The sequence below is a fragment of the Salinivibrio sp. AR647 genome (assembly GCF_001995415.1).
GTDB lineage: Bacteria > Pseudomonadota > Gammaproteobacteria > Enterobacterales > Vibrionaceae > Salinivibrio > Salinivibrio costicola.
In genome coordinates, this window is sequence record NZ_MUFE01000001.1 from 347289 (window position 1) to 362981 (window position 15693).

The 15693-nt window shown below is 50.7% G+C and carries 12 protein-coding genes; 7 read left to right on the forward strand and 5 right to left on the reverse strand.

All coding sequences use genetic code 11. The features are described from left to right. Positions 1-17: 17 nt before the first annotated feature. The 3 genes from BZG76_RS01620 to csrD all read right to left on the reverse strand — a co-directional run bounded on the left by BZG76_RS01620 (position 18) and on the right by csrD (position 3705). A complete protein-coding gene (locus BZG76_RS01620) occupies positions 18-1061 on the reverse strand; it encodes a rod shape-determining protein (protein WP_077459908.1) in 1044 nt (347 codons plus the stop codon). Between the two features lie 158 nt (positions 1062-1219). After that, a complete protein-coding gene (locus BZG76_RS01625; RefSeq protein ID WP_021022701.1) occupies positions 1220-1729 on the reverse strand; it encodes a hypothetical protein in 510 nt (169 codons plus the stop codon). Next, positions 1726-3705 (reverse strand): RNase E specificity factor CsrD, encoded by a 1980-nt coding sequence (csrD, locus tag BZG76_RS01630; protein ID WP_021022702.1) that lies wholly within the window; start codon positions 3703-3705, stop codon positions 1726-1728. The genes BZG76_RS01625 and csrD overlap by 4 nt, the downstream gene beginning before the upstream one ends. Before the next feature lie 119 nt (positions 3706-3824). Between csrD and BZG76_RS01635 the strand changes: the two genes are divergently transcribed. After that, complete coding sequence (locus tag BZG76_RS01635) at positions 3825-4712, forward strand: LysR family transcriptional regulator (protein WP_077459909.1); 888 nt, start codon at positions 3825-3827, stop codon at positions 4710-4712. 144 nt (positions 4713-4856) lie between these two features. After that, entirely contained in the window at positions 4857-6017 is a 1161-nt protein-coding gene (locus BZG76_RS01640) for an alpha-hydroxy acid oxidase (protein ID WP_077459910.1), read from the forward strand. Between the two features lie 122 nt (positions 6018-6139). On the opposite strand, the gene BZG76_RS01645 is transcribed toward BZG76_RS01640, so the two are convergent. Next, on the reverse strand, positions 6140-6691 hold the full coding sequence (locus BZG76_RS01645) for a single-stranded DNA-binding protein (RefSeq protein ID WP_021022705.1): 552 nt from the start codon (positions 6689-6691) through the stop codon (positions 6140-6142). Between the two features lie 286 nt (positions 6692-6977). On the opposite strand from BZG76_RS01645, the gene BZG76_RS01650 reads away from it, so the two are divergent. The 5 genes from BZG76_RS01650 (at position 6978) to BZG76_RS01670 (ending at position 14468) form a co-directional block, all read left to right on the forward strand. Further along, on the forward strand, positions 6978-7685 hold the full coding sequence (locus BZG76_RS01650; protein ID WP_021022706.1) for a LuxR C-terminal-related transcriptional regulator: 708 nt from the start codon (positions 6978-6980) through the stop codon (positions 7683-7685). A 63-nt stretch (positions 7686-7748) separates the two neighbouring features. After that, entirely contained in the window at positions 7749-8705 is a 957-nt protein-coding gene (locus BZG76_RS01655; RefSeq protein WP_077459911.1) for an acetyltransferase, read from the forward strand. Positions 8706-8969: 264 nt separating this feature from the next. Continuing rightward, positions 8970-9830 carry a UTP--glucose-1-phosphate uridylyltransferase GalU gene (gene galU, locus BZG76_RS01660; RefSeq protein WP_077459912.1) on the forward strand — a complete coding sequence of 287 codons (861 nt, stop codon included), beginning with the start codon at positions 8970-8972 and terminating at the stop codon, positions 9828-9830. Positions 9831-9972: 142 nt separating this feature from the next. Further along, complete coding sequence (gene uvrA / locus BZG76_RS01665; protein WP_077459913.1) at positions 9973-12798, forward strand: excinuclease ABC subunit UvrA; 2826 nt, start codon at positions 9973-9975, stop codon at positions 12796-12798. Then, positions 12798-14468 (forward strand): Wzy polymerase domain-containing protein, encoded by a 1671-nt coding sequence (locus tag BZG76_RS01670; protein WP_077459914.1) that lies wholly within the window; start codon positions 12798-12800, stop codon positions 14466-14468. The genes uvrA and BZG76_RS01670 overlap by 1 nt, the downstream gene beginning before the upstream one ends. Here BZG76_RS01670 and BZG76_RS01675 read toward each other — a convergent pair. Next, complete coding sequence (locus BZG76_RS01675; RefSeq protein ID WP_021022711.1) at positions 14465-15598, reverse strand: pyridoxal-phosphate-dependent aminotransferase family protein; 1134 nt, start codon at positions 15596-15598, stop codon at positions 14465-14467. The two genes, BZG76_RS01670 and BZG76_RS01675, sit on opposite strands and share 4 nt — an antisense overlap. Between the last annotated feature and the right edge of the window lie 95 nt (positions 15599-15693).

Sequence of the window (15693 nt, forward strand, 5' to 3'; positions counted from 1 at the left end):
TTGTTGGCACAGTCACGTTAATCTTCGCTAAAAAGATCGCCGCCATGCATATCGATCATCTCAAGCGCTTTACCCCCACCACGTGCAACACAGGTCAGTGGATCTTCCGCCACAACCACCGGAATCCCCGTTTCTTCGGTCAGTAAACGATCGAGATCGCGCAGGAGAGCGCCGCCGCCGGTAATCACCATGCCGCGCTCGGAGATATCGGACGCAAGCTCTGGTGGGCACTGCTCTAACGCCACCATCACTGCCGAAACGATACCGCTCAGCGGCTCTTGTAGCGCTTCCAAGATTTCGTTGGAGTTAAGCGTAAAGCTACGTGGCACACCTTCAGCAAGGTTACGACCGCGAACTTCAATTTCGCGCACTTCATCGCCCGGATAGGCTGAACCAATCTCGTGCTTAATGCGCTCTGCCGTCGCTTCACCAATCAAGCTGCCATAGTTACGGCGAACATAATTGATAATGGACTCGTCAAAACGGTCACCACCAATACGCACTGATGAGGAATAAACCACACCATTAAGCGAGATGACCGCCACTTCGGTGGTACCACCACCGATATCAATCACCATCGAACCGGTCGCCTCGGAAACCGGCAGGCCAGCGCCAATCGCGGCGGCCATCGGTTCGTCAATCAGATAAACTTCACGCGCACCCGCGCCCACGGCTGATTCGCGAATGGCACGGCGTTCAACTTGGGTAGAACCACAAGGCACCGCCACTAGCACTCGTGGGCTCGGACGCATGTAGCTATGATCATGCACAGACTTAATAAAGTGCTGTAACATTTTTTCGGTGACATAAAAGTCAGCAATGACGCCGTCTTTCATCGGGCGGATCGCGGCAATATTACCTGGCGTTCTACCCAGCATTTGCTTCGCATCATGACCCACAGCAGCCACACTCTTAGCAGAACCCGCGCGGTCTTGACGAATAGCGACAACAGACGGCTCATCCAGAACAATGCCCTGTTCTTTTACATAAATCAGTGTATTGGCGGTTCCCAAATCAATCGATAGATCGTTGGAAAACATCCCGCGAAGTTTCTTAAACATGATGGTCAGTTAATCCTGCAAGCTGTGAAATCAGACAAATTGAGCTAAATGTATCAACGCGCACGGTAAGCAGCAAGATACGGTGCTTTAAACCTGAATGAGATCTGTGTTTTTTTTCAATGCGCTGTCATTTTGATGATTTTTCCATCAAAAACGCATCATTCCCTTTGTTTTTCTGCCGCGGGTGACTGGCATGATTCACCGATCACCAACGTCGTGGACGCTTGTTGTGAAGCCGTTGCCTCCTGATACATCAAATAACACGCGGGCGCTGGCTGCTCATGGAACAACCAAATAAAGTCAACGCGGTTTTGTTCAGGGTATCGTCGTATCTGCCAACGTGTGGTGTCCTGCAGCGCGCTCACTAACTTAGGCAGCGCACTGATTTGGGGATAGCCATATGTTACGCCTATGTCGATACCGTCGACGGTCAGTGATTGAGCAGGCTGATCAGTGATTTTCTCAGCTTTCGCCAAGGAATACGTCCGTGTCGAGGCACTATCAATACCACTTTTTAACCCTTTCAGCGCTGACACATTCGCATCGGCTTCATAATCATAGAACTTAGGTACCGCAATGACGACAAGAACTGACAAAATACTGACTAATAATACGGCTTCTAACCATCCACGTCCCTGTTGAAGTGCTTTTTTTTCCCTAAGCGTCATCGTTTCCCCCAACGGCGCCGCTTTTTCTGGGCAGGATGCGGTGACATTTCGGCACCCAGCAAACGCCCTTGCCCACCTGCCACACCAAGATCTTTCACCACGGACCACTCCTCATTCGTTTCCACACCGACGGCAAGCACCTCCGTGCTGGTTGCTTCACAAGCGCCCAACACACTGCGCAAATACAGCTGGTTTTCAGGGCGTTGGTGAATATTGCGGACCAGGCTACGATGCAGCTTGATATAAGCCGGTTGAATATCTTTTACGTAGTGAGTGCTCACTATCGTTCTGCCTGCTTGGTCAACGACAAGTCGGCACCCTAACGCGGCAATCATTCGTAAGCAAGGTCGCGCGGCATCAAAGTGCGAGACTAAAGCGCCCTCCGAGACTTCCACCAGCAGTCGATTTAATGTACTGCGTGGAGTTTGTAGCAAGGCATCACGCAGCCAAATCACAAATTCGCGCTGACATAGTGAGTATGCACTAACATTCACTGCATAGTTATCAATATAATCACGCGTTTTTAGCCACCATAACGCACGTCCTACGGTAGCCTTGTCGAAAGTAACATCCATGCCGACCCACTCGACCCCGGGCCAAAAGCGCGATGCTTTTAACACTTTACCTTTTTCGTCTTTAATTCGACCCAAAAGTTCATAATGGAGACGGGTTTTGCCATCTCGTGCAAACACGGGTTGGCGGTAGAGCATGGGGCCTTCACCCGCCATTACCGACTCGAGTAAGGTTCGCCAACGTACACTGCCGCGTTTATCCAAACGGCTGAGTTGTTTATCAAACTGTGACCAGCCATTTTGTCCTGTTAGCTCCGCCGCTTTTAGCGCTCGCTCAGCTTCATCCATTAATCGGCCACGCCGCTCCCCCGCGCCAAAAGAAGTCATGCCCAAATGAAACCAGTTATCTTTATCCAACGCCTCTGACGGTGTCAGTTTATCTAAAGCGTTGGTGATTTGCGCCAAGAAAGGATGCACTTCATCCCCTGCCTGGTTGACCAATAAGATGGCAAAATCAGACGCAAAGTAACGCGCAAGCACGGCATCGGGAAAACGCTGAGTCGCATTAGAGAGCACGTTACCGATAGCTTGAATCAAGTGATCCGCGGCCTCTTGACCATGTTGCGCGACCAACTCATCCCAGTCGGCGACACGGACTAAAATAACACTGCCTTGACTCGCATCATCGGTCGCCAGTGTATGCAGCCGGTTATCAAACATCACGCGGTTCGCGGCTCCCGTCAGCTGATCGAGAAAGGTATTAGTGCGGATAAAGGTGTCAAAACGACTCCGCTCTTGCCGAGCCTCTTTAAGCTCCTCAATGAGCTGACTCAACGCAGCACTCGCGGGAATAGGCCATTCTCGAGGGTCGCCTTGCTGTGCCTCATCCAGGCGGCCCGCCAAAACTAATCGGCCACGCTGTTCCAATACTTCACTGCCATACAGTTGCCGCCGCAACCATCCGATCCCCCACGCTAAACCAAGGACAATCACCAAAATCGCCGCCGACAACGAAAAGAGGGGGCCAATCGAATACGCAAACTCGGCATAAGGCGGGACAAATGTGAGTTTCACGGCATAACCAGGATGACTGTCGAGCGGAATATCTCGCGTGATAACTTGTTGTGTGGCGATCGTTTGATATTGGATTTGTTCGTATTGATACAAGATCCCGGTTTCTGAATAGATGGTCAAAGAGGTCACGTCACTGGCTTTGAGCATTTTGGGCAACCAGCGTGAAAAATACTGATTGTCTCGTTGCTCGCTCGCCATCTCTTGATCAATCACCTCGACCATGCCATCGACGTAATGCGAGATAAAGTCGATCCCCAGCTGGCGAAAACTGATAGCGCCACCAATAAATAAGACGAAAATGGCGCACACCACGATTAAGGTGACAAATGCAACGAGTCGGTTGGTCAGCTTCATTCCGCTGACTTTAATCGCATTAGCTGTTCTATCCATGATTCTCTGCTGACTGAGGTCGCCTTTTGGGGCTCGTAGCCGCTATTATCAGGCTTAGTGATCATAATGTGAATGCCTAGCCACCATCCGTGGCTACCTTTTCTTCCCCAAGAGGACTCATGGACTGGATTACCTGTACCAAAAGCTTTATTTGTGTGGTCGATCAGGGCTCGTTAGCACAAGCTGCCACGCAACTACATACCTCAAGCTCAGCCTTATCCAAACGCCTGAGTTGGCTTGAGCGCCAGCTTGGCGTGCAACTGTTAAAACGCACCACCCGAAGCTTGTCGATGACCGATGCCGGTGATCTTTTTTATCACCGAGCAAAAACCTGGGTCGACGATTGGCAACAATTAGTCAGTGAAACCACGTCTACCTTTGGGGAAGTCAGCGGCATATTACGTATTGGTGCGCCATTGGTGACAGGGAACCGTTTTCTGGTCAACTTTATTGCTGAGTTTCTTGAGATTTATCCGAAAATCAAGGTTGAGCTCACCACCTTGACCCCAGGACAGCTCCCTGATCTTAATCTTGATGTGGTGATCAGCCGCGAGCTCGAGTACTTCAACTCTGCCAGCTATATTGCGGCAAAGCTGTTTGATTTTCAGCCTGGCTTTTTTGCCTCACCCACCTATCTTGCTCGGCACGCGCCGATTACCCACCCTGACCAACTAAGCCAACATAATATTTTGCTCTATGGTCACTCCCATCAGCCTCAAGAGCGGGTCTTCGAAGATGGCACACGTTTGCAGTTGTCGGGAAACTTTGTCTCGCCTAACCCTGAAGCCTTAGTGAGCGCCGCGGTCATTGGCATGGGCATTATTTTAGGAGGGGCTGGGACCGTGCAAAAAGAAATTGATCAGGGCTTATTGGTTCCCGTATTGCCTGCACTCAAGCAGCCACGCTCATCGGCTTATGCGTATTACCCCAAGTTGGAATACAACCACACGAAGACCAAGCTATTTATCGATTTTATTAAACAAAAAGTTAAACAGTTGTACATTTAGCACGCGCCACCCTTTTATGGGAGGCTAGGTTCTATAAGGGGTTAGGCGATTTTGGAAAAAGTATTTTATTTTTTGTCTATATATCACTAACAATTGCTGCGCTAGGGTAGGGCTAAACACTCACCTCACAGCGATACGATATTTATGTCTTACTATCATCCTCAATACCCTGATACGCCTGCGCTTAAAAAAGCAGCTAAAAAGCGTATTCCTGCCTTCGCGTTTGATTATCTTTGTGGCGGTTGTCACGACGAAATTGGGGTGGCGCACAATGCAAGCTCCTTCACTCAAGTAAAGCTGCAATCTGATTTACTCGCCCCGACCCCCGACATTGACTTATCGGTCGAACTATTTGGCAAACACTACGCCGCCCCATTCGGTGTCGCGCCCGTCGGATTACAAGGGCTGATGTGGCCAAAAGCGCCAGAAATTCTCGCGAAAGCGGCTTACAAATCGAACCTTCCTTATGTACTCAGCACCGTATCCTCAGCGAGTCTTGAAACCATTGCCGAGATCTCTGAGGGCACGGCGTGGTACCAGCTGTATAACCCGACGGATGCCAAGATCCGTGACGATCTGATGGGACGCATCAAACGAGCAGGGTATAAAGTGCTGGTGGTGACGGTGGATGTCCCCACCTTTGGTTATCGTCCTCGCGATATCAAAAATGGCCTGGCCATGCCGCCCAAAATGAACCTTCGTAATATCGCGCAAATGATGCAATGTCCGAGCTGGAGCTGGCATACACTCCTTGCCGGTGTTCCTGAAATGCAGACCTTGAAACCTTACATGCCCAAGAATATGCCCACCAGCGAGCTGGCTAACTTTATGAATAATACCGTGATGGGCGCGGTCGACTTTGAGAGCCTAAAAGTGATCCGGGATAACTGGGATGGGCCATTAGTGCTTAAAGGGCTGGTCAATCCTGAGGATGTCGCACAAGCAGTTGCGCTGGGCGCAGATGGTGTGGTGCTATCCAATCATGGCGGCCGCCAGTTAGATGTGGGCGAATCCCCGTTAGACACGATTCAAACCATTAAGCATCAATACGGCGATAAAATTAAACTGTTAATGGACAGCGGCGTACAAAGCGGTGGCAACGTAGCGCAGGCCATGGCAATGGGTGCTGACTTTACCTTGCTGGGCCGAACGTTTGTTTATGCCTGTGGCGCCGTGGGTCAACACGGTGGTGAGCATGCCATTGAAATGCTCACTCAACAAATGACTCAGGTGATGGGCCAATTAAAATGCCCCACGCCAACCCAACTGCCTCACTTTTTAAAAGCTGGACCTGGCGTTGCCTAATCTCATGCCGTGAATCAATACGACATCATAAAAACAAAGCGCCCCAATCACGGGGCGCTTTGTCGATCAAGCTTTGTCGATAACGATATGGCGCTCAGATAGCCGTTGGTTAAGAACGTAGCCTAGAACGGAATATCGTCGTCAAAGTCAGGCAGATCATTATACTGCTGCTGAGGTTGCGACTGAGGCTGAGATTGTGGTTGCGGGGCCGCTTGCTGCTGAGGTGGTTGTTGATTCATATTTTGCTGAGGCTGCTGAGGTTGACCCCATCCACCTTGCTGCTGCGATGGCTGCTGCATTGGCTGGCCTTGGTTTTGGCCACCGCGACCACCGAGCATTTGCATGCTACCGCTAAACGGCTGTACCGCCACTTCCGTGGTGTAGCGATCTTGACCGCTTTGGTCTTGCCATTTACGCGTTTGTAGTTGGCCTTCAATATACACTTGCGAGCCTTTACGCAGATACTCACCGGCGACTTCTGCGGTTTTACCAAATAACACAACACGATGCCATTCTGTTTTCTCTCGCATCTCACCGGTGTTTTTATCACGCCATGACTCCGAGGTCGCGAGGCTTAGGTTCGCCACCGCACCGCCGTTGGGAAGGTAACGGATTTCCGGATCATTGCCCAAATTACCAATCAAGATGACTTTATTTATGCCACGGCTGGCCATAGGTGACTCCCATTGTTGCTGTTACGCGCGAAATGATTTCGCTCACTGGATAAATAAGCATGAAGTCTAGCACGAGCCCCCTCGAGGTTCGAAGCTTTTCAACGCGATCAGGTTCCAGATTCTGCGCTTGCAATGGCGTAACAATGCGTTACCACAAAGTGGATATACCTGAGCAATGAAAATAGTTTAAACTGATACAAATCTTGCCTCGCCTTGGCGTTTGTGAACGGACAGTGCCCAGCGCTCACGCAGCGACGCCGGTTAAGTGATCATTAGTAGGATGCTTATGAACCAAGCAGAAACCACTTCAGACCATTACACCCTTCTTCTTATTTCCCAGCCTAGCATGTCTGTTTCGGCGTTAATGACGTGTTTAGAAAAAGAAACACATAGTGCCGTTGAACTCGTGCCTCCCCACGAGATTGCAGCCAAACTGACTGCGCGTTCTGGACTGGTGCTCATTGATCTCAATGCCTTTGATGACACCGCTACCGACCAACTCAAACAAACGTTAGCACCCTTTGCCGAGCAACACGTATTCGCCTTACTCAATGCCCATGATTTGAGTGCCAAAGAGCTGGCGAGCTGGCCTTTTATCAAAGGGGTATTTAAAAAAGAGGATGAAGTACATCACCTTTGTCACGGCATTGAAAAGATGTTTTCCGGTGAGTATTGGTTGCCCCGCCATAAAATGGCTGCCTTAATCCATTATTACCAACAGCATCACCAGCAAACCATTGACGAACAGGCGGTAGTGTTGACTAACCGTGAACAGCAGATTTTGCATCATTTGGTCACAGGTGCCTCAAATCAAGATATCGCCAATGCCTTAGCGGTGAGTGAGCACACAGTCAAATCGCATCTGTATAACGTGTTTAAGAAAATCAACGTCAAAAACCGTGTCCAAGCCGTGTTCTGGGCGAAAAATAACGCCTCATTAATTGGCTTTACCGGACAAGAAGGTCCAGTCGATAATGACGAGGTCAATGGGTAACTTGGACCGCAGCTGTCCCCGCGTTACCATGGTGTGATTCTTAGCCAAAAAGGACGTTGTAGGATGGCTTTCGATGTATTTAATGGCGATGCAGACGGCCTAGCGGCATTGGTGCAATGGCGTCTTGCCTACCCTGAAGCCAATACGCTGATCACCGGGGTAAAACGTGATATTGCACTGTTAAAGCAGGTTCCCCTGGCCACTGAGCAGGTCACAGTGATGGATCTCTCCATGGCCAAAAATCAAGCTGCTCTTGACGCTTTGCTCGCCTCCGGCACCCAGGTTTTTTATGCCGATCACCACCAAAGCGGCGCCGTGCCTCAATCGCCTTTGCTTCACGCCCACATTCATACCAGCGCGAACACCTGCACCGCCTTAATTATTGATAAACTTTTGCACGGTCAATATCGAGAATGGGCGCTGGTTGGTGCCTATGGCGATAATCTCCATCGCACCGCTAACGCCCTCGCCCACCAGTCACAAATAGCAGCCAGCCAACGTGATCGGCTTGAACAGCTTGGCCACTGTCTTAATTACAATAGCTATGGCGCCAGCCTGGATGATCTGATCATGCCTCCTGCCATCTTATATCGGCATCTGTGTGGCTTTGATACCCCCGATGCCTTTATGCGCGCTTATCCGGACATTGTAACGACCTTGGCAGAGGCCTACCAAAGCGACCGTGATAAAGCGAAAGCGCTAGCGCCTGAAACCACTGGATATGGGGGTAAAATTTATCTGTTACCGGATGCTGCTTGGGCGCGTCGCATCAGTGGTATGTTAGGCAATCAGCTGGCAAATCAGGCGCCCGACAGTGCGCATGCTGTACTGACGCCGATGCCGAGCGGTGATTGGATGGTCAGTATCCGCGCGCCGTTAAATCGTCCCTCTGGCGCGGTACAGTTAGCAGAGCAATTTGCTACCGGTGGCGGTCGGGCTGCCGCGGCGGGCATCAATGCCTTGCCTGCCACCGCCTTATCGGCATTTACCGCCGCGTTTATGGCACATTTTTCGCCATAGCGGGATCAGCAATAGCGAGGCCGTCACGCTCTCACGCCCTGAGTATGCTTACGACTTGCGTCGCTGCCTGTAACCCAGCAAACTATTGCTCGATAACAAACTATTGCTTTATAACAAACTGTTGCTCCATAACAAACTGTTGCTCTATAAAAAACGTTTTGCCTCATAAGATATATGCTGAGTGGCTACTTATTCGCAAGCCGGTAAGTGGCGTACATACAGCCTAACGTGCTGATGGCGACTCGATAAAACAAAGGATCCACGATGATTAAAAAATGTCTGTTCCCAGCGGCTGGCTATGGCACCCGCTTTTTACCGGCGACCAAATCGATGCCGAAAGAAATGATGCCGGTGGTCAATAAACCCCTGATTGAATATGGCGTAGATGAAGCGTTGGAAGCGGGCATCAATGGTATGTGTATCGTCACAGGGCGCGGCAAACATGCCATTATGGACCATTTTGATAAAAACTATGAGCTCGAACATCAAATCAGTGGCACCAATAAAGAAGCACTGCTGGACGATATTCGTAATACGATAGAAAAAGCCTCCTTCACTTACGTTCGCCAACATGAAATGCGCGGGTTAGGACACGCGATCCTCACGGGGCGCGATCTGGTCGGCGATGAGGCCTTTGCGGTCGTCCTTGCTGATGATCTTTGTATTCATCCAGGCAACGGCGTGCTTAACCAGATGGTCGCGCTCTACAATCAGTTCCGCTGCTCCATTGTCGCCGTCGAAGAAGTACCAGAAGATGAAACCCATAAATACGGGGTGATTGCGGGCCAAGAGATCAAAGATGACCTTTTCCGCGTAGACAATATGGTAGAAAAACCCGATCCCGGTAATGCACCGAGCAACCTTGCGATTATTGGCCGTTATATTCTCACGCCCGATATCTTTGATCTGTTAGAAAACACCCCACCAGGTAAAAATGGTGAGGTGCAGATCACCGATGCCTTGCTAAAACAAGCGCAGTCAGGCTGTGTGCTTGCCTATAAATTTAAAGGCGAGCGCTTTGATTGTGGCAGTGTTGAGGGCTTTATTGAGGCCACAAATCACTGCTATCAGCATCACTACCTCGGTAGCAGCAACAAAGATGAGGCAACCGTCAAAAATCCGTAATCGCCTCAAGGTGCACCGGCGCGAGTGGTTTTTTCGATACGAGCAAAGGCTGTGTAAATATACAGCCTTTTTGTTTGGTCATGGTCGTGTCTGTGCGATACTCAACGACCAACCAGTGAGCTGATTGAGTAGTAGGATAATAATGGACAATATCGACGTCAGAGGCGCGCGTACGCACAACCTCAAAAATATTAACGTGACCATCCCCCGTGATAAGCTAATTGTCATCACCGGCCTGTCTGGCTCAGGGAAGTCATCACTCGCTTTCGATACCTTGTATGCCGAAGGTCAACGTCGCTATGTTGAGTCTTTATCATCGTATGCGCGTCAATTTTTATCCTTGATGGAAAAACCCGATGTTGACCATATCGAAGGGCTGTCACCCGCCATCTCGATTGAGCAAAAGTCGACATCACATAATCCCCGCTCCACCGTTGGCACCATCACTGAAGTCTATGACTATCTGCGTTTGCTGTACGCCCGAGTGGGAGAGCCACGCTGCCCCACCCATGATGTCACCCTAGCGGCACAAACCATTAGCCAAATGGTAGATAAAGTGTTGGCCCTGCCTGAAGGCAGTAAATTAATGCTGCTGGCACCGATTATCAAAAACCGAAAAGGTGAGCATGTAAAAACACTTGAAAACCTCGCTGCTCAAGGGTTTATTCGTGCGCGGATCAACGGCGAGGTGTGTGATCTGTCCGATCCACCCACGCTGGAGCTGCAAAAAAAACACACCATCGAAGTGGTGGTTGACCGATTTAAAGTACGCGACGATCAACAACAACGTTTAGCTGAATCCTTTGAAACCGCGCTCGAACTCACGGGTGGCAGTGCGGTCATCAGCTGGATGGACGGCGACGGTGAAGAAATCATTTTTTCTGCTAACTTTGCCTGCCCCCATTGTGGTTACAGCATGCAAGAGCTAGAGCCTCGCTTGTTCTCATTTAATAATCCCGCCGGTGCGTGTGGCACCTGTGACGGGTTAGGCGTTCAGCAGTACTTTGATCGCAAACGCGTGATTCAAAACCCTACGGTCAGTCTCGCAGGTGGTGCGATCCGAGGCTGGGATCGTCGTAACTTTTATTACTTCCAAATGCTGCGTTCACTGTCTGAGCATTACGGTTTTGATCTGGAAACGCCCTGGCAAGATCTCTCCGGCACCATGCAAGATATACTTTTATATGGGTCTGGGCCGAAAGAGATCGAGTTTAAATACGTCAACGATCGTGGCGATATTCGCGTACGTAAGCATCCGTTCGAGGGGATCCTCAATAATATGGAGCGACGTTATCGCGATACCGAGTCTAATGCGGTGCGCGACGAACTCGCCAAATATATTGCCACTAAGCCCTGCGCCAGCTGCGGTGGATCGCGTTTACGTCAAGAAGCTCGACATGTTTTTATCGATAACCGTAATCTGCCAGAAATTTGTGAGCTCAGTATTCAGCAGGCGCTCGATTTCTTTGAACAACTGTCGCTTAGCGGCCAACGTGCAAAAATCGCCGAAAAGGTGATGAAAGAAATCCATGACAGATTACGCTTTTTGGTCAATGTCGGGCTCAATTACCTTAACTTGTCACGTAGCGCCGATACCTTATCCGGGGGAGAAGCCCAACGCATTCGACTCGCTAGTCAAATTGGTGCTGGCCTTGTCGGTGTGATGTACGTATTGGATGAACCATCGATTGGCTTGCATCAACGAGATAACGCGCGCTTACTGGATACCTTGGAGCACTTGCGCGATCTGGGCAATACCGTGATGGTGGTTGAACATGATGAAGACGCTATTCGTGCCGCGGATTACATTATCGATATAGGCCCAGGGGCGGGCGCGCACGGCGGCGAGATCGTGGCAGAAGGCAGCCTTGACGATATTCTTGCCAGTGAGCATTCACTTACCGGGCAGTATCTTTCTGGCAAACAAGCGATTGCGGTGCCAGCACAACGGATACCGCGCGATCCCAACAAGATGTTGACGCTCAAAGGTGCAACCGGAAATAACCTCAAAAATGTGGACCTGCACTTACCTGTCGGCTTACTCACTTGTGTTACGGGCGTGTCGGGATCTGGAAAATCAACCCTCATCAACGATACCTTCTTTAAAGTCGCCCACCAGCAATTAAACGGTGCCACGACCGCGGATCCTGCGCCGTATGCCGAGATTGATGGCCTAGGACACTTTGATAAGGTTATCGACATCGATCAAAGCCCCATTGGCCGTACGCCGCGCTCAAACCCCGCCACTTACACTGGGATCTTTACCCCGATTCGTGAACTGTTTGCCGGCACACAAGAAGCACGGGCACGAGGCTACAAGGTGGGTCGCTTTAGTTTTAACGTACGCGGTGGCCGCTGTGAAGCCTGTCAAGGCGATGGGGTCATCAAAGTAGAAATGCACTTTTTGCCGGATGTGTATGTCCCTTGTGATGTGTGTAAGGGCAAACGCTACAACCGCGAGACACTTGAAGTACGCTATAAAGGCAAAACCATCGATGAAGTCCTGGCAATGACAGTGGAAGACGCGCGTGAATTCTTTGATGCAGTGCCAGCCATTAAGCGTAAGCTGCAAACCTTGATGGATGTTGGCTTGAGCTATGTGCGCCTAGGCCAAGCGGCGACGACCCTGTCTGGTGGTGAAGCGCAACGGGTGAAGTTAGCCCGAGAGCTGTCCAAACGCGATACCGGTAAAACCTTATATATTCTTGATGAGCCAACCACAGGGTTACACTTTCATGATATTCAACAACTGCTCAATGTTCTCCACCGCCTACGTGAGCAAGGGAATACTATTGTGGTTATTGAACATAATTTAGATGTGATCAAGACGGCCGACTGGATCATCGATCTGGGGCCTGAGGGCGGCAATGGCGGGGGTGAAATTATCGCCCAAGGCACACCGGAATCGATTATCGATGTGGTCGGCAGCCACACGGCCCACTTCCTCAAGCCAATGTTGGAGCGATAATGACGTTAGTGCTGCCGCCTAGTCGTGTCATACGCAAGCCGTTGACGGTGCCCTTTTTGGTGACCTTAACGGTATTGTGGCTGATTTGTCTGCCTCTTTACTCGGTTGCTCTGCCGCTGGTAGGCATACGTCACCCGGCGGCGGCGCTATCATTACTCACCTTGGCATTTGCGCTTGGGTTCGCCAGTTTGGAGGTTATCCGTCAACACACATGGCGAGCCAATCGGCTGACCGGCACATTGGCACTTGCGACCGGCTTGGCGATGATGCCCTATTTTTATCCGCAGGCACTGGGCCACAATAGTGGCTATGCGCTCATCGTTTTAGCGCTAAGCTTTGGCTTTTTCTCAGCCCTACAGCAGTTTATTTTTAATCACGCCCAACGACAAAAACTACTGGTCGTCTTATTGTTGGCCTCCTGGTTAGCGGTATTGTCGGTATTAGGGAACCAGCCTCCGCCGGGCATGGCACCCTTTATGTTTGATCAATGGGTCCCTCACCTCCCTCCAGCCGTGACTCACACCTTATTGTTAACCGGAGTCACGCTCGCCGCCTACATTTTGGCCAGAGAGCCCAGTGGTCGATATCGCCACCCGGTTAGCCAAGGCTTACTCGCGTTAACACCGCTCGTGTTGATTCCGATATTGGCGATGCAAGAGCAACCCTTACTGTTGCTATTCGCCCTGTGTGCGATTGGCTTACAACAAGTGTATTTAGCCCGCTTTGCCTCGCGACGCCAGCATCGTATGTGGATGATCGCTATCTCGGCAGGGGCATTTTTGGCGGTATTTGGTCTCAGTGGTCAAGACAACTGGCACTGGCTCACCGCCGACGATCAGCGCGCACTGATGCTGGCGTGGCAGCAATGGCAAATGACGCCATTTTTTGGAGTGGGCATGGGCAATGGTCAGTCAACGTTGCTATTACTGTCTGCCTCACAACCGAATCATTCCGGCCCGGTGACCTTACCCAGTGCTTTAATCCTGTGGCTCCTTGAAGGGGGGCTCGTTGTCGCCTGCGGCTATCTTGTGGTGTTAGCCGCGCTAACACTTCGTATTCTACGTGCACCGTCAGGAACACGTAGAATATTGATCGCCTTAGTATTGCCACCACTGACCGGCCTGATGATTTATCCAGCCAGTGGCACACAGTGGTTTAACGGGGTATTGTTATTGATTTGGTTGTATTGGTTAGACAACTTAACCAGTCGATATCGTCGTTATCCCGTGTTTTCACACCGTTATAGTCAGCGTGTCGCGAGCCGTAGTGTGATCATGGCGCTGGTGCTCGTCACCTTACTGAGCTTGTCATCCGTTTACCTCGCCAATCGCTATCTGCGTGATTCCTTATTAAGTTCGCAGCGTTTTACCTTGTATCAGCAACACCCATGGTGGCAGCAAAAACTGCACCGCGCGCAACAAGACCGTCACTTTCAAGCGAATTTGGCGCACTTATCTGACGTAGCACGCCACCAGCATTTGGATGATTTACTGCGTCAAGTCGCGCAACGCCCACGCTTTTCGGGCTATCAGCATGCGTATCAGGTTGCGTTACAAATTGGTGATCATCAACGCGCACGCGATATTCAACAAGAAGCGCGCTATTTATACCCGCAAGCAAGCAAAGTATGGACCACTCGCCATACCTTGCCCGATACCTTAACGCCTTAACGTAACGCGTTTTCTAACGCTTTCAGACACAGCGCCACATTCTCATGCCGTGCCCCGTAGCCCATTAAGCCAATGCGCCACGCTTTACCGGCGAGATCGCCTAAGCCGGCACCAATTTCGAGGTTATAGGTCGTGAGCAGGTGCTGACGTACTGCCGCATCGTCCACGCCATCCGGAATAGTGACCGCGTTAAGCTGCGGCAAACGGTAAGGCTGATCAACCACAAAAGTGATACCGAGCTCATCCAGCCCTGCTTTGAGGTGTTGATGCATGTCTTGATGACGTTGCCATGCATGCTCAAGCCCTTCTTGATAGAGCCGCAATAACGACTCATGCAAGGCATACAAACTATTGACCGGCGCGGTATGGTGATAGCTGCGTTTCCCTTCTCCGCTCCAATAACCAAGCACCAGGCTTTGATCGAGAAACCAACTTTGTACCTTGTGGGTTCGCGATTGCATTTTAGCCACAGCACGCGGTGAGAAGGTGACAGGCGATAAGCCAGGGACACATGACAAACATTTTTGGCTACCGGAATACACGGCATCGAGCTGCCACTCATCGACTTTCAATGGCACGCCACCGAGTGAAGTCACGGCGTCGACAATGGTTAAGCAACCGTGCTCCCGCGCCAATCTCGCCAGTGTTTGCGCATCCGAACAAGCGCCGGTTGAGGTTTCAGCATGGACAAACGCAAGCGTGCTGGCATCCGGATGGGCTTTCAACGCAGCCTCAACGTTTTCTGGACTAACAGGGGCACCCCAGGCATCGTCGACCATCACTGCTGTTGCGCCGCAACGCTCGACATTTTCCCGCATACGATCGCCAAACACACCATTGCGACAGACAATCACTTTTTCACCCGGTTCAACTAAGTTGACAAAGCAAGCTTCCATCCCGGCACTGCCTGGCGCCGAAATCGCCAGGGTAAAAGGGTTGTCGGTTTGAAACGCATATTGAAGCAGTTGTTTGACTTCATCCATCATCGCGATAAACAAAGGGTCAAGGTGTCCGACAGTCGGACGGCTGAGTGCCTGTAGCACTGCAGGATAAATATCAGAGGGGCCCGGGCCCATTAACGTGCGAGCCACGGGCTGAAAAGATTGAATCTCGGAAATTGAACGTGCCATAACCTTTCCTTGTTGTTGGTACACACAGATGACCGTTATAGCATATTTTTTCGCCATATCCCTATTGCCTGGCATGTGAACTGTGTGATCGCTGG

What these genes read in the sequence shown, in the direction of transcription:
- csrD (WP_021022702.1), bottom strand. Translation starts at nt 3,705, where the DNA reads ATGGATAGAACAGCTAATGCGATTAAAGTCAGCGGAATGAAGCTGACC.
- BZG76_RS01645 (WP_021022705.1), bottom strand. Translation starts at nt 6,691, where the DNA reads ATGGCCAGCCGTGGCATAAATAAAGTCATCTTGATTGGTAATTTGGGC.
- BZG76_RS01670 (WP_077459914.1), top strand. Translation starts at nt 12,798, where the DNA reads ATGACGTTAGTGCTGCCGCCTAGTCGTGTCATACGCAAGCCGTTGACG.
- uvrA (WP_077459913.1), top strand. Translation starts at nt 9,973, where the DNA reads ATGGACAATATCGACGTCAGAGGCGCGCGTACGCACAACCTCAAAAAT.
- galU (WP_077459912.1), top strand. Translation starts at nt 8,970, where the DNA reads ATGATTAAAAAATGTCTGTTCCCAGCGGCTGGCTATGGCACCCGCTTT.
- BZG76_RS01655 (WP_077459911.1), top strand. Translation starts at nt 7,749, where the DNA reads ATGGCTTTCGATGTATTTAATGGCGATGCAGACGGCCTAGCGGCATTG.
- BZG76_RS01675 (WP_021022711.1), bottom strand. Translation starts at nt 15,598, where the DNA reads ATGGCACGTTCAATTTCCGAGATTCAATCTTTTCAGCCCGTGGCTCGC.
- BZG76_RS01635 (WP_077459909.1), top strand. Translation starts at nt 3,825, where the DNA reads ATGGACTGGATTACCTGTACCAAAAGCTTTATTTGTGTGGTCGATCAG.
- BZG76_RS01650 (WP_021022706.1), top strand. Translation starts at nt 6,978, where the DNA reads ATGAACCAAGCAGAAACCACTTCAGACCATTACACCCTTCTTCTTATT.
- BZG76_RS01625 (WP_021022701.1), bottom strand. Translation starts at nt 1,729, where the DNA reads ATGACGCTTAGGGAAAAAAAAGCACTTCAACAGGGACGTGGATGGTTA.
- BZG76_RS01620 (WP_077459908.1), bottom strand. Translation starts at nt 1,061, where the DNA reads ATGTTTAAGAAACTTCGCGGGATGTTTTCCAACGATCTATCGATTGAT.
- BZG76_RS01640 (WP_077459910.1), top strand. Translation starts at nt 4,857, where the DNA reads ATGTCTTACTATCATCCTCAATACCCTGATACGCCTGCGCTTAAAAAA.